General features: G+C 67.6%; 12 protein-coding genes and 2 pseudogenes. 7 read left to right on the forward strand and 7 right to left on the reverse strand.

Features of this window, described 5'->3' with window-relative positions:
* Positions 1 to 35 precede the first annotated feature (35 nt).
* Positions 36 to 599, reverse strand: coding sequence for a cytochrome b (locus AB4Y35_RS17570; RefSeq protein WP_342921153.1), 564 nt, complete (start codon positions 597 to 599; stop codon positions 36 to 38).
* Between the two features lie 118 nt (positions 600 to 717).
* Between AB4Y35_RS17570 and AB4Y35_RS17575 the strand changes: the two genes are divergently transcribed.
* Positions 718 to 1,647 (forward strand): LysR family transcriptional regulator, encoded by a 930-nt coding sequence (locus AB4Y35_RS17575; protein WP_158758521.1) that lies wholly within the window; start codon positions 718 to 720, stop codon positions 1,645 to 1,647.
* A 196-nt stretch (positions 1,648 to 1,843) separates the two neighbouring features.
* Here the strand turns inward: AB4Y35_RS17575 and AB4Y35_RS17580 are convergent.
* Positions 1,844 to 2,470: pseudogene (locus AB4Y35_RS17580) on the reverse strand (ParB-like protein); the annotation flags it as partial.
* 271 nt (positions 2,471 to 2,741) lie between these two features.
* Between AB4Y35_RS17580 and AB4Y35_RS17585 the strand changes: the two are divergent.
* A complete protein-coding gene (locus AB4Y35_RS17585; RefSeq protein WP_368705230.1) occupies positions 2,742 to 3,557 on the forward strand; it encodes a mechanosensitive ion channel family protein in 816 nt (271 codons plus the stop codon).
* Positions 3,558 to 3,652: 95 nt separating this feature from the next.
* On the opposite strand, the gene AB4Y35_RS17590 is transcribed toward AB4Y35_RS17585, so the two are convergent.
* A complete protein-coding gene (locus tag AB4Y35_RS17590) occupies positions 3,653 to 4,339 on the reverse strand; it encodes a DedA family protein (RefSeq protein WP_133182740.1) in 687 nt (228 codons plus the stop codon).
* Positions 4,340 to 4,562: 223 nt separating this feature from the next.
* Between AB4Y35_RS17590 and mutL the strand changes: the two genes are divergently transcribed.
* The 5 genes from mutL to AB4Y35_RS17615 all read left to right on the forward strand — a co-directional run bounded on the left by mutL (position 4,563) and on the right by AB4Y35_RS17615 (position 11,948).
* Positions 4,563 to 6,713 carry a DNA mismatch repair endonuclease MutL gene (gene mutL, locus AB4Y35_RS17595; protein ID WP_368705231.1) on the forward strand — a complete coding sequence of 717 codons (2,151 nt, stop codon included), beginning with the start codon at positions 4,563 to 4,565 and terminating at the stop codon, positions 6,711 to 6,713.
* Positions 6,710 to 7,690 carry a tRNA (adenosine(37)-N6)-dimethylallyltransferase MiaA gene (miaA, locus tag AB4Y35_RS17600; RefSeq protein ID WP_368705232.1) on the forward strand — a complete coding sequence of 327 codons (981 nt, stop codon included), beginning with the start codon at positions 6,710 to 6,712 and terminating at the stop codon, positions 7,688 to 7,690. Before mutL ends, miaA begins: the two co-directional genes overlap by 4 nt.
* 256 nt (positions 7,691 to 7,946) lie before the next feature.
* The gene (gene dalD, locus AB4Y35_RS17605) at positions 7,947 to 9,353 is read left to right on the forward strand and encodes a D-arabinitol 4-dehydrogenase (protein ID WP_368705233.1); all 1,407 of its coding nucleotides are present in this window, start codon (positions 7,947 to 7,949) and stop codon (positions 9,351 to 9,353) included.
* Between the two features lie 122 nt (positions 9,354 to 9,475).
* Positions 9,476 to 10,957, forward strand: a complete 1,482-nt coding sequence (gene xylB / locus AB4Y35_RS17610; RefSeq protein ID WP_368694074.1) for a xylulokinase — start codon at positions 9,476 to 9,478, stop codon at positions 10,955 to 10,957.
* A 43-nt stretch (positions 10,958 to 11,000) separates the two neighbouring features.
* Positions 11,001 to 11,948, forward strand: a complete 948-nt coding sequence (locus AB4Y35_RS17615) for a sugar-binding transcriptional regulator (protein ID WP_368687617.1) — start codon at positions 11,001 to 11,003, stop codon at positions 11,946 to 11,948.
* Positions 11,949 to 12,062: 114 nt separating this feature from the next.
* Here the strand turns inward: AB4Y35_RS17615 and AB4Y35_RS17620 are convergent, their stop codons facing one another.
* The 4 genes and pseudogenes from AB4Y35_RS17620 to AB4Y35_RS17635 form a co-directional block, all read right to left on the reverse strand.
* On the reverse strand, positions 12,063 to 13,172 hold the full coding sequence (locus AB4Y35_RS17620; RefSeq protein ID WP_321930323.1) for a sn-glycerol-3-phosphate ABC transporter ATP-binding protein UgpC: 1,110 nt from the start codon (positions 13,170 to 13,172) through the stop codon (positions 12,063 to 12,065).
* Positions 13,173 to 13,211: 39 nt separating this feature from the next.
* Positions 13,212 to 13,898, reverse strand: coding sequence for an HAD family hydrolase (locus AB4Y35_RS17625; RefSeq protein WP_368705234.1), 687 nt, complete (start codon positions 13,896 to 13,898; stop codon positions 13,212 to 13,214).
* A gap of 11 nt (positions 13,899 to 13,909) precedes the next feature.
* The gene (locus AB4Y35_RS17630; RefSeq protein WP_368705235.1) at positions 13,910 to 14,779 is read right to left on the reverse strand and encodes a carbohydrate ABC transporter permease; all 870 of its coding nucleotides are present in this window, start codon (positions 14,777 to 14,779) and stop codon (positions 13,910 to 13,912) included.
* A pseudogene (locus AB4Y35_RS17635) lies at positions 14,776 to 15,633 on the reverse strand (carbohydrate ABC transporter permease); the annotation flags it as partial. The pseudogene AB4Y35_RS17635 and the gene AB4Y35_RS17630, both read right to left, overlap by 4 nt.
* Between the last annotated feature and the right edge of the window lie 26 nt (positions 15,634 to 15,659).

Raw genomic sequence — 15,659 nt, forward strand, 5'->3', positions numbered from 1 at the left:
TCGGGAAATGGAGTCGGCGCATGCGCGCCGCACAGTCAGTCACGCGGTGTGCCGAACGGCAGCATGCGCGAGAGGATGTTCTGGCGGTCGATCAGCTGGTGCTTGATGACGGCGAGCACGTGCAGCACGACGACGGTGAGCAAGGTGTAGTTCAACGAGATATGCACGACGCGCAGCACGCCCTTGAGCGCGGTGTCGGGGCCGATCAGCACGGGCATCGGCCAGATGCCGAGGTACACGACCTGGATGCCGGCCGCCGAGCTATAGAGGTAGCCCGTCACGGGAATCGCGACCATCAGCACATAAAGCGCGGTGTGGCCCAGGTGCGCGGCGAGCCGTTCCCAGCCATGCATGGAGCCGGGCATCGCGGGCGCGGTGTGCGTGACGCGCCAGAGAATGCGCACGAGCACGAGCGCGAGCACGGTCACGCCAATCCACTTGTGCCACGAGAAGTAGCGCAGCTTGGTGGGCGTGATGCCGGGAATGTCGGTCATGATCCAGCCGAGCGCAAAGCCCCAGACGATCAGCGCGGCGATCAGCCAGTGCAGCAGCATGGCGACGCCGTTATAGCGCTCGGCGGGCTTGACGTTAGGGTTCATCGGCATACGACTCCATTATTCGAGGTGTGCACTTTACCCGGCCAAACCTATTCAAACAATCGTCTAAAATGGATGGTTATCATCCATTTTTTCGATAGATCGAAAAGGACCGTACCTCGTGGACCGCACCTCGGACCGCTCCCCTAGCCTCGAGCAGCTGCGCGCGCTGATCGCCGTCGCCGAAACCGGCAGCTTCTCGGCGGCGGCGCGCCAGCTCGACCGCGCGCAGTCGGTGGTCAGCTATACGATCGCCAATCTCGAGGCGCTGCTGGGCGTCGCGCTGTTCGAGCGCGGCAAGCGCAAGCCGGAACTCACGGCCGCGGGCCGCGCGATCCTCGCCGACGCGCGCCGCCTCGATCTGCTCATGGGTCAGCTTAACGCCAAGGCGGCCGGCCTGCAGAGGGGGCTCGAGGGCGAGGTTTCGCTGGCCGTGGACGTGATGTTTCCGTCGCAGCGCCTCGTCGAGGCGCTGCAGGCGTTTGCGTTCACGTTTCCCACCGTCGCGCTGAATCTCACCATGGAAGCGCTCGGCGGCGTGCTCAAGCTCGTGCTCGACGGCGACTGCGCGGTGGGGATCAGCGGGCCGAACCATAACTGGCCGCACGTGATCGAGGCGCAGTCCATCGGCACCGTGGAACTCGTGCTCGTGGCCGCCCCCTGCCATCCGCTCGCCAAGGCGGAGCACCCCGTACGCATTTCGGACGCGCGCGAGCACACGCAGCTGGTGCTCACCGACCGCAGCCGCCTCACCGAAGGCCAGAACTTCGGCGTGTACAGCAATCGCGCGTGGAAGCTCGGCGACCTCGGCGCCAAGCACCGGCTGCTGCTCGCGGGCCTCGGCTGGGGATCGATGCCGAAGCACCTCGTGGAAGCCGATCTCGAAGCCGGGCGGCTCGTGCGCGTCGCGCTCGCGGACCGGCGCTCGGTGAGCTACAACATCTCGCTGATCCATCGCACCGACGCGGCGCGCGGCCCCGCCAGCGAGTGGCTCTGCCACTACCTCACGCAAGGCACGCCGCCGCAGGCGCCGCTGCCCGACGCCCGCTGAACGCTGAACCGGCGCGCAAGCGATGCGCGTGCGGGTGGTACGAACGCCACCCCGCGCACGCCTGCATCTCGCCCTGGCGAGGCAGGGTGCGCCGCCCGCTTCAGCCCTTCTTGACCCTGGCAGGCTTGTCAGCCTTGGCCGCCTTGGCCGCCTTGGCCGCCTTGGCCGCCTTGGCCGGCGCCGCCGACGGCGCTGCCGGCGCGGCTGGCACCACGCCCGACCAGCCCGGCAGATAACGCGCGTCGGGATCGTGGGCGTGCGACAGCGCGTCGGCGAGCGCCGCGTCGAAGTCCTTGCGCAGGCGCGTTTCTGATACCTTGCGGCGCAGATAGTCGGCCCACAGGAATTCGCTGAACGGCGTCGTGTCCTTCGCGTAGCCGCCCGACGTGCGCAACTCGCCCGCGAGGCTGCGATACGGATCGTCGGCAAGCCCAAGGAGCTGCCTGGGCAACTGGTCGAATTCGCAGCGCTCGCCCGCGGCATCGAACGGATGCACCCACTGGTTGTGCTCCATCATGCGCCAGAAGATGGTGGGCTCGAGCCACGAGAGATCCTTGAGCACGGTCACCCGCACGCTCTCGACCGATTCTTCGAGCCACGCGCGGCCAAGGTGGTGATGATCCACCACGTAGTAGCGCGACTTCGGCCCGAGCACGGCGGGAAACCAGTGCGAGTCGATGGCCGCCGCGCGCCCCTTCTTGTCGAGCGTCTGCCAGTGCGCGCGCTTGGCGTTCACCTCCCGAAAGCCCACCGTGATCTGCGTGGGGCGCAACTCGTCGAGCTTCACGGTGATGAGATGGAGATCGGTGTTCGGCAGGTTCATGGCGGGCCTCCTGTTTAGTGTCGGTTGGTGTCGGGGTCGATCGCAACGATACAGCCGAACGGTCATGCATGCCGCATCGACCGGACGCGCGCCGCGCGCTCTGTGCGCAGGGTCAACCCTGAGACCGCCGGGCACGCTGGATGCACGCTTTCGCCGCTTCGCCTATAAATGCGCCAAGGGACAGACGACGCGAACCACGGCGCCCGTCATGCTCCCGCCGCTGTCAGTTGCACGTCTTCCAGGCTCAACCAACGACACAAGCGAGGGCATTTTGGATCTCGAAACCATCCGCGTATTCATCATGACCCGGGGCATCGACTTCGGGACCAAGGTCCTGGCGGCGATCGTCCTGTGGATCATCGGACGCTGGGCCATCAACCTCGTCGCCGGTGTGCTGCGCAAGGTGCTCGCGCGCAATGAGCGCGTCGATCCCACGCTCGCGCATTACCTCAGTTCGATCCTCGCCGCCGTGTTGAACCTGCTGCTGGTCCTCGCGATCCTGCAGGTGTTCGGCGTGCAGACCACCTCGTTCGCGGCGCTCCTCGCCGGTCTCGGCCTCGCCATCGGTACCGCGTGGGGCGGCCTGCTCGCCCATTTCGCGGCGGGCGTGTTCATGCAGGTGCTGCGCCCGTTCAAGGTGGGCGACTTCGTGACGGCCGGAGGCGTGACGGGCACCGTGAAGGAACTCGGTATCTTCGGCACGACCATCATCTCGCCGGACAACGTGGTCAACATCGTCGGCAACAACAAGATCTTCTCGGACACCATCTCGAACTACAGCGCGACGCCCGTGCGCCGCGTGGAGCTGACCGCGAAGATCGCCAACGGCGTCGATCCCGTCGATGCGGCCAGCCGCCTGCGCGCGGCCATCGCGAAGATTCCGAACGTTGCGCAGGAGCCGCCGCCCGACGTCGAGATTCTCTCGTTCACGCCCGAAGGCCCGCTGCTGGCCGTGCGGCCTTACACCAGCAACGACAGCTACTGGCAGGTGTTCTTCGACACCAACCGCACGATTGTCGAGACCTTCAAGGACGCGGGCTACCCGACGCCCGAAACGCCCTCGATCATTCGCCGCGCGGGCGCCTAGCGCGCCGCGTTCGACGCACCCGCCAAAACAAAACGGCATCGCCTTCGCAGGCGATGCCGTTCTTCCTTGCGTTGCGCCCCGGAGGCGCCGGACGCTCAACCGCCGTTGGGCTTGCGCACGGCGCCGCCACGCGAGTCCTTGCGCAGCATCTTCCACACGCCGCCGATCAGGATCGGCACGATCGCCGCGCCGATGCCGACGAGCACGATCACGTTGAGGTACTGGCGAATGAACGGAATGTTGCCGAAGAAGTAGCCGAGCAGCACGAGCAGCAACACCCAGAACAGCGCGCCCGTGACCGTGAAGAACTGAAAGCGTCGCATGGGCATTTGCGAGACGCCCGCCACGAACGGTGCAAACGTGCGCACGACAGGAATGAAGCGCGCGAGCACGATGGTCTTGCCGCCGTGGCGCTCGTAGAATTCGTGGGTTTTCTGCAGCGCGGCGCGGTCGAGGAAGCGTTCGAGCACGGGAATGTGCGTATTGAACACCTTCGGCCCGATGGCGCGCCCAATCAGAAAGTTCACCGTATTGCCGAGGACCGCCGCCACGAGCAGCAGCACGATCAGCACGCCGAGATTCATTTCATGCGTCGCGGCAAACGCGCCGCCGATGAAGAGCAGCGAGTCGCCGGGCAGAAACGGCAGCACCACGAGCCCGGTTTCGCAGAACACGATCAGGAACAGCACCGCGTAGACCCAGCCGCCGTATTGCTGGATGAAGACACCGAGAAACTTGTCGATGTGCAAGACAAGATTGACGAACTGCAGGAGCGTATCCAAAAGTGTCCCTTATTGATCGCGGGCCGCGCGCCTGAAAAAGCGCGTTCACCCTGTGTTGCGCGAGAAGCCAAATTGACCGCGCCATGATACCGAAAGTGCCCGCGCGTCACGAAAATATCCCGTCAATTTCGGTGAATTTGCGCACAAAGCGCGGCTAGATGAGGGTTTCGCGGGAGCTCAAGCGCGTCGGGTCCGCAAGCGCCGACTCGCTATAATTGCGCGCATGTCTTCGAATTCCGAACCCACCGGCGCCGCGCCGGATTCCGCCAGCGTCACCGACCCTGCGAGCGCGACCAGTGCCGCAGTCGCGTCGCGCGCCGCACAGCCCGCGCGCGCGATCCAGGCGCTGCCCGACCAGCTCATCAGCCAGATCGCCGCGGGTGAAGTGGTCGAGCGGCCCGCCTCCGTCGTCAAGGAACTGCTCGAAAACGCGCTCGACGCGGGCGCGAGCACGCTGCGCATCCTGCTCGACGAGGGCGGCGTCAAGCGCATCTCCATCGCCGACGACGGCTGCGGCATTCCCGAAGCCGAACTCCCGCTCGCGCTCATGCGCCACGCCACGAGCAAGATCCGCTCGCTCGCCGAACTGGAGAGCGTCGCGACGCTCGGGTTCCGCGGCGAAGCGCTGGCGTCGATCGCCTCGGTGGCCGAGATGTCGATCACGAGCCGCAGCGCCGACGCGCCGCACGCCGTGAAGATCGAGGGGCACACCGGCGCGATCTCGCCGGCTGCGGGCGGCCAGGGCACGACCATCGAAGTGCGCGAGCTGTACTTCAACACGCCCGCGCGCCGCAAGTTCCTCAAGAGCGAGCAGACTGAACTGGGCCATTGCCTCGAGATGATCCGCCGCAGCGCGCTCGCGCGCCCGGACGTCGCGATCTCGGTGCTGCACAACGGCCGCGCGGTCGAGCACTGGAACGCGAGCGATCCGGCCACGCGCGTCTCGAAGATCCTCGGCGAAGTGTTCGCCACGGCGCATCTGCCGCTCGACGAGCGCGCCGGGCCGCTCGCCGTGTACGGTTGTGCGGGGTTGCCGACGGCGAGCCGCAACCGCGCCGACCAGCAGTACTTCTTCGTGAACGGCCGCTTCGTGCGCGACAAGCTGCTCACGCACGCGGTGCGCTCGGCCTATGAGGACGTGCTGCACGGCGACCGCTATCCGTCGTACGTGCTGTTCCTCGACCTGCCGCCCGAAGCCGTCGACGTGAACGTGCATCCCTCGAAGATCGAAGTGCGTTTCCGCGATTCGCGCTCGATTCACCAGTTCGTGTTCCATGCCGTGCAGCGCGCGCTCGCCCGCCACGCGGGCGCCTCGCCCGAGACGACCTCGGGCGGCCATGCCGCTGCGCTGATCGAGCCGCGGGCGCTGCCGGGCGCCGGGGTGCTGGGCGCCTCGGTGGGGCTGGCTTCGGGCGCGGCCGACTCCGCGCGTGGAGGCGCAGCGCCCGGCGCCACGGGCGGCTTCGGCGCCGACGGCAAGTTCGGCACTGCGAGCGTGGCGAGCAGCTTTGGCGGCGGCATGGGTGGCGCGCTCTCGCGCGCGTCGGGATTCGGCCAGCCAGGCGGCGGCGCTGCCAGCGCGGGCAGCGGCAACACCTGGCTGCGCCAGTCGCGCATGACGCAAGGCAGCCTGCCCGTCGCGCAGCCGCTTGCCCTGTATGACGCGTTGTTCGGCCGCAAGGATGTCGGGGCGGGCACGGCGCAAGGTTCGACCGTGCCGCAGGCGCAAGACGGCGCAGTGGATGCGTTCGCTGCCGGCGCGCCGCACGCCGCCTTCGAAGCCGGCGAGGACCATCCGCTCGGCTTCGCGCTCGGCCAGGTCCACGGCATCTACGTGCTCGCGCAGAACGCGCGCGGCCTCGTGATCGTCGACATGCATGCCGCGCACGAACGCATCCTGTACGAGCAGTTCAAGCAGGCCCTCGCCGAACGCTCGCTCGCCGTGCAGCCCTTGTTGATCCCGATCTCGATGACGGCCGATCCCGTCGAAACCGGCACCGTCGAGGAAGAAAAGGCCACGCTCGAAGCGCTGGGCTTCGATCTCGCCGTCCTCTCGCCCACCTCGATTGCGATCCGCGCGGTGCCTGCGCTCCTCAAGGACGCCGATCTCCAGGCGCTCGCGCGCGCCGTGCTCGCCGACCTGCACGAGTACGGCGGCTCGCGCGTGCTCACCGAGCGCCAGCACGAGATGCTCGGCACGCTCGCCTGCCATCATGCGGTGCGCGCGAACCGGCGTCTCACGCTCGACGAAATGAACGCGCTCCTGCGCCAGATGGAAGCCACCGAGCGCGCCGACCAGTGCAACCACGGCCGGCCGACCTGGTACCAGCTCACGCTCGCCGATCTCGATCGGCTCTTCATGCGCGGTCAATGACGCAGTCCACGAAACAGGAAGGCGCAGCGCTGCCCGTCGCGTGTCTGCTCGGCCCCACGGCCTCGGGCAAGACGGCGGCCGCGCTCGCGTATGCCGCGCAGTCGGCGGCGCGCGGGCGCACGGTGGAAATCGTGAGCGTCGATTCGGCGCTCGTGTATCGAGAGATGGACATCGGCACGGCGAAGCCGAGCGCCGCGGAGCGTGCGGCCGCCGCGCATCATCTGATCGATATCGTCGATCCGCTGGATGCCTATTCCGCCGCCGACTTTCGCGCCGACGCGCTGCGCGTGACGGGCGAGATCGTCACGCGCGGGCACGTGCCGCTGCTCGTGGGCGGGACGATGCTCTACTACAAGGCGCTCACGCAAGGCCTCAACGACCTGCCCTCGGCCGATCCGGCCGTGCGCGCGCAGCTCGACGCCGAAGCCGCGCGCGACGGCTGGCCCGCCATGCACGCCCGCCTCGCGCAGGTCGATCCGGCCACGGCTGCACGCCTCGCCCCGAACGACTCGCAGCGCATCCAGCGCGCGCTCGAAATCTTCATGCTGAGCGGGCAGCCGATGTCGGTGCTGCTCGCCGCGCCGTCCACGCGCGAGGATGAAGCCGCGCGTTACCGCTTCGTGCCCGTCGCGCTCGAGCCGTCCGATCGCAGCGTGCTGCACGCGCGCATCGAAGCGCGCTTCGACGCGATGCTCGCGGGCGGTCTCATCGACGAGGTGAAGGCGCTGCGTGCGCGCGGCGACCTGAACCCGAACCTGCCGTCGATGCGCTGCGTGGGGTATCGCCAGGTTTGGGAATACCTCGATGGCGAGGTCGATTACGACACCATGCGCGACAAGGGCGTGTTCGCCACCCGCCAGCTCTGCAAGCGCCAGCTCACGTGGCTGCGCGCCATGCCGGAGCGCATCGTCGTGGATTGCTGCGCGCAGGATGCGACCGATCAGGCCGTCGCGGCGGTCGCGCAGATCGGCGGCTGAGGCCGCCGCCCCCGCCGACCCTTTTCCCCCGCTTTCTCCCCCGGGCGCTTTGTGCGCCACAACATCCTCGCTCGGCCCGCAGGTGGGGCACGTCCGTGCGCTGCACGCGCACGCGCGCCCTCCCCCGCCGCAGCGCGCCACCGAAAACCGCCCTCGCCCGCTTGACTTTCGATCGACCGGATACGATCATTCGTTCATCACTAGAGCAATTGCTCAGGCTCAAGCCGATCGGCCGCTTTGAGTAAGGAGACATCGAATGAACACCGAACGCAGCAATGCGAACGTGATCCTGCACATCGGCGCCGGGTCGTTTCACCGGGCGCATCAGGCGTGGTACCTGCATCGCGTGAACCTCGCGCGCAAGCCCGACGAGGCCGCCTGGTCGCTCACCGTCGGCAACATCCGCTCCGACATGAACGCCGTGATGGACGCGCTGGCCGCGCAGAACGGCGTCTACACGCTCGAAACGGTCACGCCGCAGGGCGAGCGCGCTTACGAGACGATCCGCTCGATCACGCGCGTGCTGCCGTGGTCCGCCGATCTCGCGAGCCTGATCGACGCAGGCGCCGACGCCAACTGCAGGATCGTCGCGTTCACCGTGACCGAAGGCGGCTATTACCTCGACGAACACGACCGCCTCGACACCGCGAACCCCGACCTCGCCGCCGACCTCAAGGGCGGCCGCACGACGATTTACGGCGCGCTCGCCGCGATCCTCGAAGCGCGCAAGGCGCGCGACGGCGGCCCCGTCACGCTGCAGACCTGCGACAACCTGCGCAGCAACGGCAAGCGCTTTCATGCGGGCATGCGCGAATTCCTCGCGCTGCGCGGCGCAACGGATCTGCGCGACTGGTTCGACGCGAACACGGCGTGCCCCGACTCCATGGTCGACCGCATCACGCCGCGCCCCACGCCCGACGTGCGCGAGCGAGTGAAAGCGGCGACCGGCGTGGACGACGCTTGCCCGGTGATGGGCGAGGCGTTCATCCAGTGGGTGATCGAGGATCACTTCTGCGCGGGGCGGCCCGCCTGGGAGCGCGCCGGCGCGGAGATGGTCGAATCGGTGATGCCCTACGAGGAAGCGAAGATCCGCATCCTCAACGCTACGCACAGCTGCATTGCGTGGGCGGGCACGCTCGTCGGGCTCGACTTCATCCACGAAGGCACCCACGACGCCGACATCCGCACCTTCGCGCGCGAGTACGTGAGCGAGGACGTGATTCCCTGCCTCACGCCCAGCCCGCTCGATCTCGCGAAGTATCGCGACGTCGTGCTGGAACGCTTCAGCAATCCGTACATCCAGGACACGAACCAGCGCGTGGCCGCCGACGGCTACTCGAAGATCCCCGGCTTCATCGCGCCCACGCTCGCGCAACGCATCGCCGGGGGCGCGACGCCCGCCGCCACGGCCATGCTGCCCGCGCTCTTCCTGCGCTTTCTGGAACGCTGGCACAAGGGCACGCTGCCCTACCGCTACCAGGACGGCGTGATGGACGAAGCGGCCGTGCACCGCATGTTCGATAGCGGCGACCCCGTCTCGGCGTTTCTCGGCGACAAGCTGCTGTGGGGCGGCCTCGCCGGCAATCCGACACTCGGCGGCGCAGTGCGCGGCGCGCTCACGCGCGTCGACCAGTGGCTCGCCTCGCGCGGCTGCAGCGTTTGAAGACAGACCGCACCGTAATCCGCAACACCCGCGCCACGCGCGCCCTCCGGGTCGGCGCGCATGGCGTCGCGCCCGGCGCGCGGCTAAAGTAGCGCAACTCTCTTCACGACTTCAGCGCGCCTATGTATCTCGGCATCGACCTCGGCACCTCCGAAGTGAAAGTCCTGCTGCTCGCGCCCGACGGCCGCGTGATCGGCACCGCCGGCACGCCCTTCGTCGTCTCGCGCCCTCACCCGCGCTGGTCCGAGCAGAATCCCGCCGACTGGTGGGACGGCACGCGCCGCGCGCTCGCCGCGCTGCGCGAGGCGCATCCGCACGAATTCGCGCAGGTGCGCGGCATCGGCCTTTCCGGACAGATGCACGGCGCCGTGCTGCTCGACGCGCACGACAACGTGCTGCGCCCCGCGATCCTCTGGAACGACATGCGCGCCGTGGACGAATGCGCCGAGCTCACCGCGCGCGCGCCGCAGCTGCATCGCATCGCGGGCAATCTCGCCATGCCGGGCTTCACCGCGCCCAAGCTGCTGTGGGTCGCGCGCCACGAGCCGCAAGTCTTTCGCGCAACGGCCTGTGTGCTGCTGCCGAAGGACTATCTGCGCCTGCAGCTCACCGGCGGCAAGGTCTCCGATCCATCGGATGCCGCGGGCACGCTCTGGCTCGACGTGGCCAAACGCGACTGGTCCGACGCGCTGCTCGACGCCTGCAATATGACGCGCGCGCAAATGCCCGCGCTCGCCGAAGGCAGCGCGCCGTCCGGCACGCTGCTGCCCGCGCTCGCGCGCGAATTCGGCTTGCGCGAGGACGTGGTCGTGGCGGCGGGCGGCGGCGACAACGCGACGAGCGCCATCGGCATCGGCGCCACGCAGCCCGGCGACGGCTTCGTCTCGCTCGGCACCTCGGGCGTGCTCTGCGTGGTGGGCGACCGTTTCCGGCCGAATCCCGCTTCCGCCGTGCATGCGTTCTGCCATGCCATTCCGGACCGCTGGCACCAGATGAGCGTCGTGCTTTCGGCGGCGAGCTGCCTGCGCTGGGTCTGCAAGCTCACGGGCACGAACGAGCCCACGCTGCTCGCCGAAGTCGAACAGCTCAACGCGCCGACCCTCGCCGAGGCCCCGCTCTTCCTGCCGTATCTCTCAGGCGAACGCACGCCGCACAACGACCCGTATGCGCAGGGTGTGTTCTTCGGCATGACGCACGCGACCGACCGCGCGCTGCTCGGCTACGCCGTGCTCGAAGGCGTGACGCTCGCGCTCACCGACGGCCTCGACGCGCTCGCGGCCGCGGGCACCGAAGTGGGTGCGCTGTCGATGCTGGGCGGCGGCGCGCGCAGCGGCTACTGGGCGCAACTGGTTGCGGACGCATTCGACACGCCCACGCGCCAGCACGGCGGCGGCGAGACGGGCGCGGCGCTCGGCGCGGCGCGGCTTGGCTGGCTCGCGGCGGGCGGCGACGCGCGTGAGGTGCTGACCAAGCCACCCGTGGTGGCCGAGTACACGCCCAACGCCGCGCGCCACGCGGCGCTGCGCGAGCGGCTCACCGCCTACCGCGCGCTGTACCGCCACGTGCGCCCGCTCTTCGAGCCCTCGCGCGAACGCCTCGCGTAACGCGTGCAGTACACTTCGGCCCCGCATCCCCCCGACCCCCATCGTGCCCAAGTCCACCGAAAAACTCGATCTCGCGACCCGCGCCGCCTGGCTCTACTACGTGGCCGGCAACACCCAGAACGAAATCGCCGAGAAGCTGCAGGTGTCGCGCCCGGTGGCGCAGCGCCTCGTCGCGTTCGCGGTCGAGAAGAACCTCATTCGCGTGCGTGTCGATCATCGTCTCGCCGATTGTCTCGCGCTCGCCGACGCGCTTTCGAAGCGCTACGGCCTTTCGGTCTGCGAAGTGGTGCCCGTGGACAACGACACGCCCGAGGAAATCGACCGCAAGCTCGCGGTCGCCGGCGCGCAGGTGATGGAGCGCTACCTCACCGAAGAGCGGCCGATGGTGGTGGCCGTGAGCAGCGGACGTACGCTCAAGGCCGCCGTCGATCAGATCGCGCAACTGGAGCGGCCGCAGCATCGGCTGGTTTCGATGGTGGGCGCGATCGCCCAGGACGGCTCGTCGAACCGCTACGACGTCGCGCTGCACATCTCCGAGAAGACGGGCGGCAAGCACTTTCTGCTGCCCGCGCCGCTCATCGCGGATAACGAGGCCGAGCGCGCGCAATGGTGCAATCACCGGCTCTATCGCATCGTCGAGTCGCTGTCGGGCGAGGCCGATGTCGCGTTCGTCGGCATCGGCAACATCGGCGAGCATTGCCCGCTGCATGAGGACGGCTTCATCACCTCCGACGAAGTGCGCGAACTGATGGACCAGGGCGCCATCGCCGAAATGCTCGGCCTGCCGATCGACGCCGCCGGCAAGCGCGTCGATTCGCCCACGGGCCGCCGCGTGACGAGCGTGTACCTCGATTCGCCGCCGCGCCGCCCGACCATCGGCTTCGCCGGCGGCGCGCGCAAGCGCGAAGCGGTGATCGCGGCGCTCAACGGCGGCTGGCTCTCGGGGCTCGTCACCGACGAGCAGTGCGCGCGCGCCGCGATCGAACGCTAAGCCCAAAAAAGAAGCCCGCACGAAGCGGGCTAACAAAGGCAACCTCAGGTACCTCGCCACACAAGACACCGCCTCACCCTCCTCCGAGGCGGTGCGTCCGGCAAGCCAGTGAATTCACGCAGCCAGTTGCTGCGCGAAGCGACGCTCGAACGCCAGGCCGTTCGCGTCGAAGAGATGGCAATGGTCGGGCGTCGATCCCACCTTGAACGCCTCGCCGCGCTCGTGCCGCTCCAGCGGCGGAATGCGCGCGATCAGGCCATCGGGCGCGACCGGGCATTCGGCGTAGAGATAGGCGGCGTCGCCGAGCGACTCGACCGTCATCGCCTTCGCGCTCACGCCCTCCGCGCCCGTCATGATGTGCAGATGCTCGGGGCGGATGCCCACGGTCACCTTGTCGCCCTCGCGCGCCTTGCCCGGCTCGACGCCCACTTTCTGCGTATCGCCCGTTTCGTAGCGCACGACGATGCCGTCGCTGCCGATCTGCTGCACCGTGCCGTCGAGGAAGTTCATCTTCGGCGAGCCGATGAAGCCCGCCACGAAGCGGTTCGCCGGCGCGTGATAGAGACGGTTCGGACTACCGACCTGTTCGACATTGCCCGCCGAGAGCACGACGATCTTGTCGGCCAGCGTCATCGCTTCGACCTGATCGTGCGTCACGTAGATCATCGTCGTCTTGAGTTCGTCGTGCAGACGCGCGAATTCGAGGCGCATCTTCACGCGCAGCGCGGCGTCGAGGTTCGAGAGCGGTTCGTCGAACAGGAACACCTTCGGCTTGCGCGTGATCGCCCGCCCGATCGCCACGCGCTGGCGCTGGCCGCCCGAGAGCTGCTTGGGCTTGCGGTCGAGCAGGTGGTCGATGTGCAGGATCTTCGCGGCGTTCTTCACGGCCGCGTCGATTTCGGGCTTCTTCGCGCCCGCGAGCTTGAGGCCGAACGCCATGTTGTCGTACAGCGTCATGTGCGGATACAGCGCGTACGACTGGAACACCATCGCGATGCCGCGCTTGGCCGGCGGCACGTCGTTCATGCGCGTGCCGTCGATCATCAGGTCGCCGCCGCTGATGTCCTCCAGCCCCGCGATCATGCGCATGAGCGTGGTCTTGCCGCAGCCGCTCGGGCCCACGAACACGACGAATTCGCCGTCGCCGATGTCGAGGTTCACGTCGCGCAGCACTTCGTTGTCGTCGTAGCGCTTCAGTACGTCTCTGAGGATCACGCTTGCCATGATGTGTCTCCGTTTCTGCTTAAGTCTGCCTAAGCCGGTTCAGTTTGAACGCGTTTGCGCCTGCTTCATCCAGTACGCCACCCGCGCGGGCAGCGTCGTCATGTCGTCGAAGATTACGCTTGCACCCGCTTCGCGCAATTCGTGCGCGTGCGCGTCGCCGCCCACGTGCGTGCCGCCCACGAAGCCGAGCACGGTCATGCCCGCGGCGCGCGCCGCGCTCACGCCCGTCACGCTGTCCTCGACCACGAGGCACGCAGCGGGCGCGACGTCCATGCCCTGCGCCGCCGCGAGATAGACGTCGGGCGCGGGCTTCGGCCGGGCGACGATATCGGCGCAGTACACACGCGCGCCAAAGAAGCGGTCGAGGCCGTTGCGCGCCAGTACCTCGCGCACCACCGCCGTGTAGCTGTTGCTCGCGCAGGCCTTGGTGAGCGCCACGGCTTCCAGCGCCGCCACGACGCCCGGGAACAGCGGCGCCTCGCGCGCTTCGGCCTCGGCCACGGTGCGGATCGCATCGACGTCGGCGGCGGTGAGGCTGCGCCCGAGCGCTTCGCCCGCGCCGCCCAGCACGCGCTCGATGCGCTGGCCGAGCAGCGGCATGACGACGGGCGCCGCGTCCACGCCGGGCCAGCGCGCTTCGAGTTCGCGCACCAGCACGCGGGCCGCCACGGCTTCGCTGTCGATCAGCACGCCGTCGCAATCGCAGATCAGGGCTTGAATGGACATCGCATTGGCCATTACTTGACAGCCCCGAAGGTAAGGCCGCGCACCAGTTGCTTCTGCGACAGCCAGCCGACGATCAGCACCGGCGCAACCGCGAGCAGCGACGCTGCGGAAAGTTTCGCCCAGAACAGCCCCTCAGGACTCGAATACGAGGCGATGAACACAGTGAGCGGCGCGGCGTTCGAGCTGGACAGGTTGATGCTCCAGAACGCTTCGTTCCACGAAAGAATGATCAACAGCAGCGCGGTGGATGCGAGCCCCGGCACCGCCATCGGCATGAGCAGATAGACGATTTCCTGCCAGGTGGCCGCGCCGTCCATGCGCCCGGCTTCGAGAATGTCTTTGGGAATCTCGTTGAAATACGTGTACGCCATCCACACGGCGATCGGCAAGTTGATGAGCGTGTAGACGATCACCAGTCCGCTCACAGTGTCGAGCAGCCCCGAGTTCTTCCACAGCAGGTAGATCGGCACGAGCACGCCCACCGAAGGCATCATCTTGGTGGAGAGCATCCACAGCAGAATGCCCTGGGTGCGCTTGTTCGGGAAGAACGCCATCGCGTAGGCCGCGGGCACGGCGAAGATCAGGCAGACGATCGTCACGCCGGCCGAAATCATCACCGAATTCCACGCGAACGCGAAGTAGTTGCTGCGAGCGAACACCTCCCTGAAGCTGTCGAGCGTCGGCACGAAGAAGATCGTCGGAATATAGGCCTGCTGCTCGGTCTTGAACGCCGTGATCGTCATCCAGAAGATCGGGAAGAACAGCGCGATCGCGATCAGCCAGGCAAGCACCCCCGGCAGCACGCGCCCGATGAACTGCATCGGCGACGAATGGTTGACCGCGTCGGGCGATTGCGCGGGCGTAGCGGTAATCTGGCTCATTTTTCGTACTCCCCTTTGAGGTTGCGCGCGAGCATGCGCACGAGGAAGAACGACACGATGTTCGCCAGCACGACGGCGAGAATGCCGCCAGCCGAAGCGATGCCCACGTCGAACTGCTGCAGGCCCATCGAGTAGATCAGGTAAGTGAGGTTGGTGGTCGCATTGCCGGGACCGCCGCCCGTGGTCGTGTAGATCTCGGCGAAGATCGACAGCAGGAAAATGGTTTCCATCATCACGACGACGGCAATCGCGCGCCGCAGGTGCGGCAGCGTGATATAGAAGAACAGGGCGATCGGGCCCGCGCCGTCGATCTTCGCGGCTTCCTTCTGCTCCTGGTCGAGCGACTGGATCGCCGTGAAGAGAATGAGGAACGCGAACGGCAGCCACTGCCACGCCACGATCATGATGACCGCGGTGAGCGGATAAACGGCGAACCAGTCGATCGGTGTCATGCCCATCGAGCGCATCGCGATGGCCACGAGGCCGTACACCGGATGCAGGATCATGTTCTTCCAGATCAGCGCGCTCACCGTAGGCATCACGAAGAACGGCGCGATCGCGAACAGGCGCGCCACGCCCTGGCCGATGAACTTGCGGTCGAACAGCACCGCCATCAGCACGCCGCCGACCACGGTGATCACGAGCACCGCCACGATCAGCTCGATGGTGTGCACGATCGACGGCACGAACGAGGGATCGGTGGCGAGAAACTTGTAGTTGTCGAAGCCCGCGAAACCCTTGAGATCGGGGTTCAGCAGGTTGTATCGCGTGAACGAATACCAGATCGTCATCGCGAGCGGGATCGTCATCCACAGCAGCAGCACCGCCACGGACGGCGTCACGAGCCAGCGTGAGGCCGAACGGCGCGATTCGACCTGCT

The sequence above is a fragment of the Paraburkholderia sp. EG286A genome (assembly GCF_040965375.1).
In the GTDB taxonomy this organism is placed as follows: domain Bacteria; phylum Pseudomonadota; class Gammaproteobacteria; order Burkholderiales; family Burkholderiaceae; genus Paraburkholderia.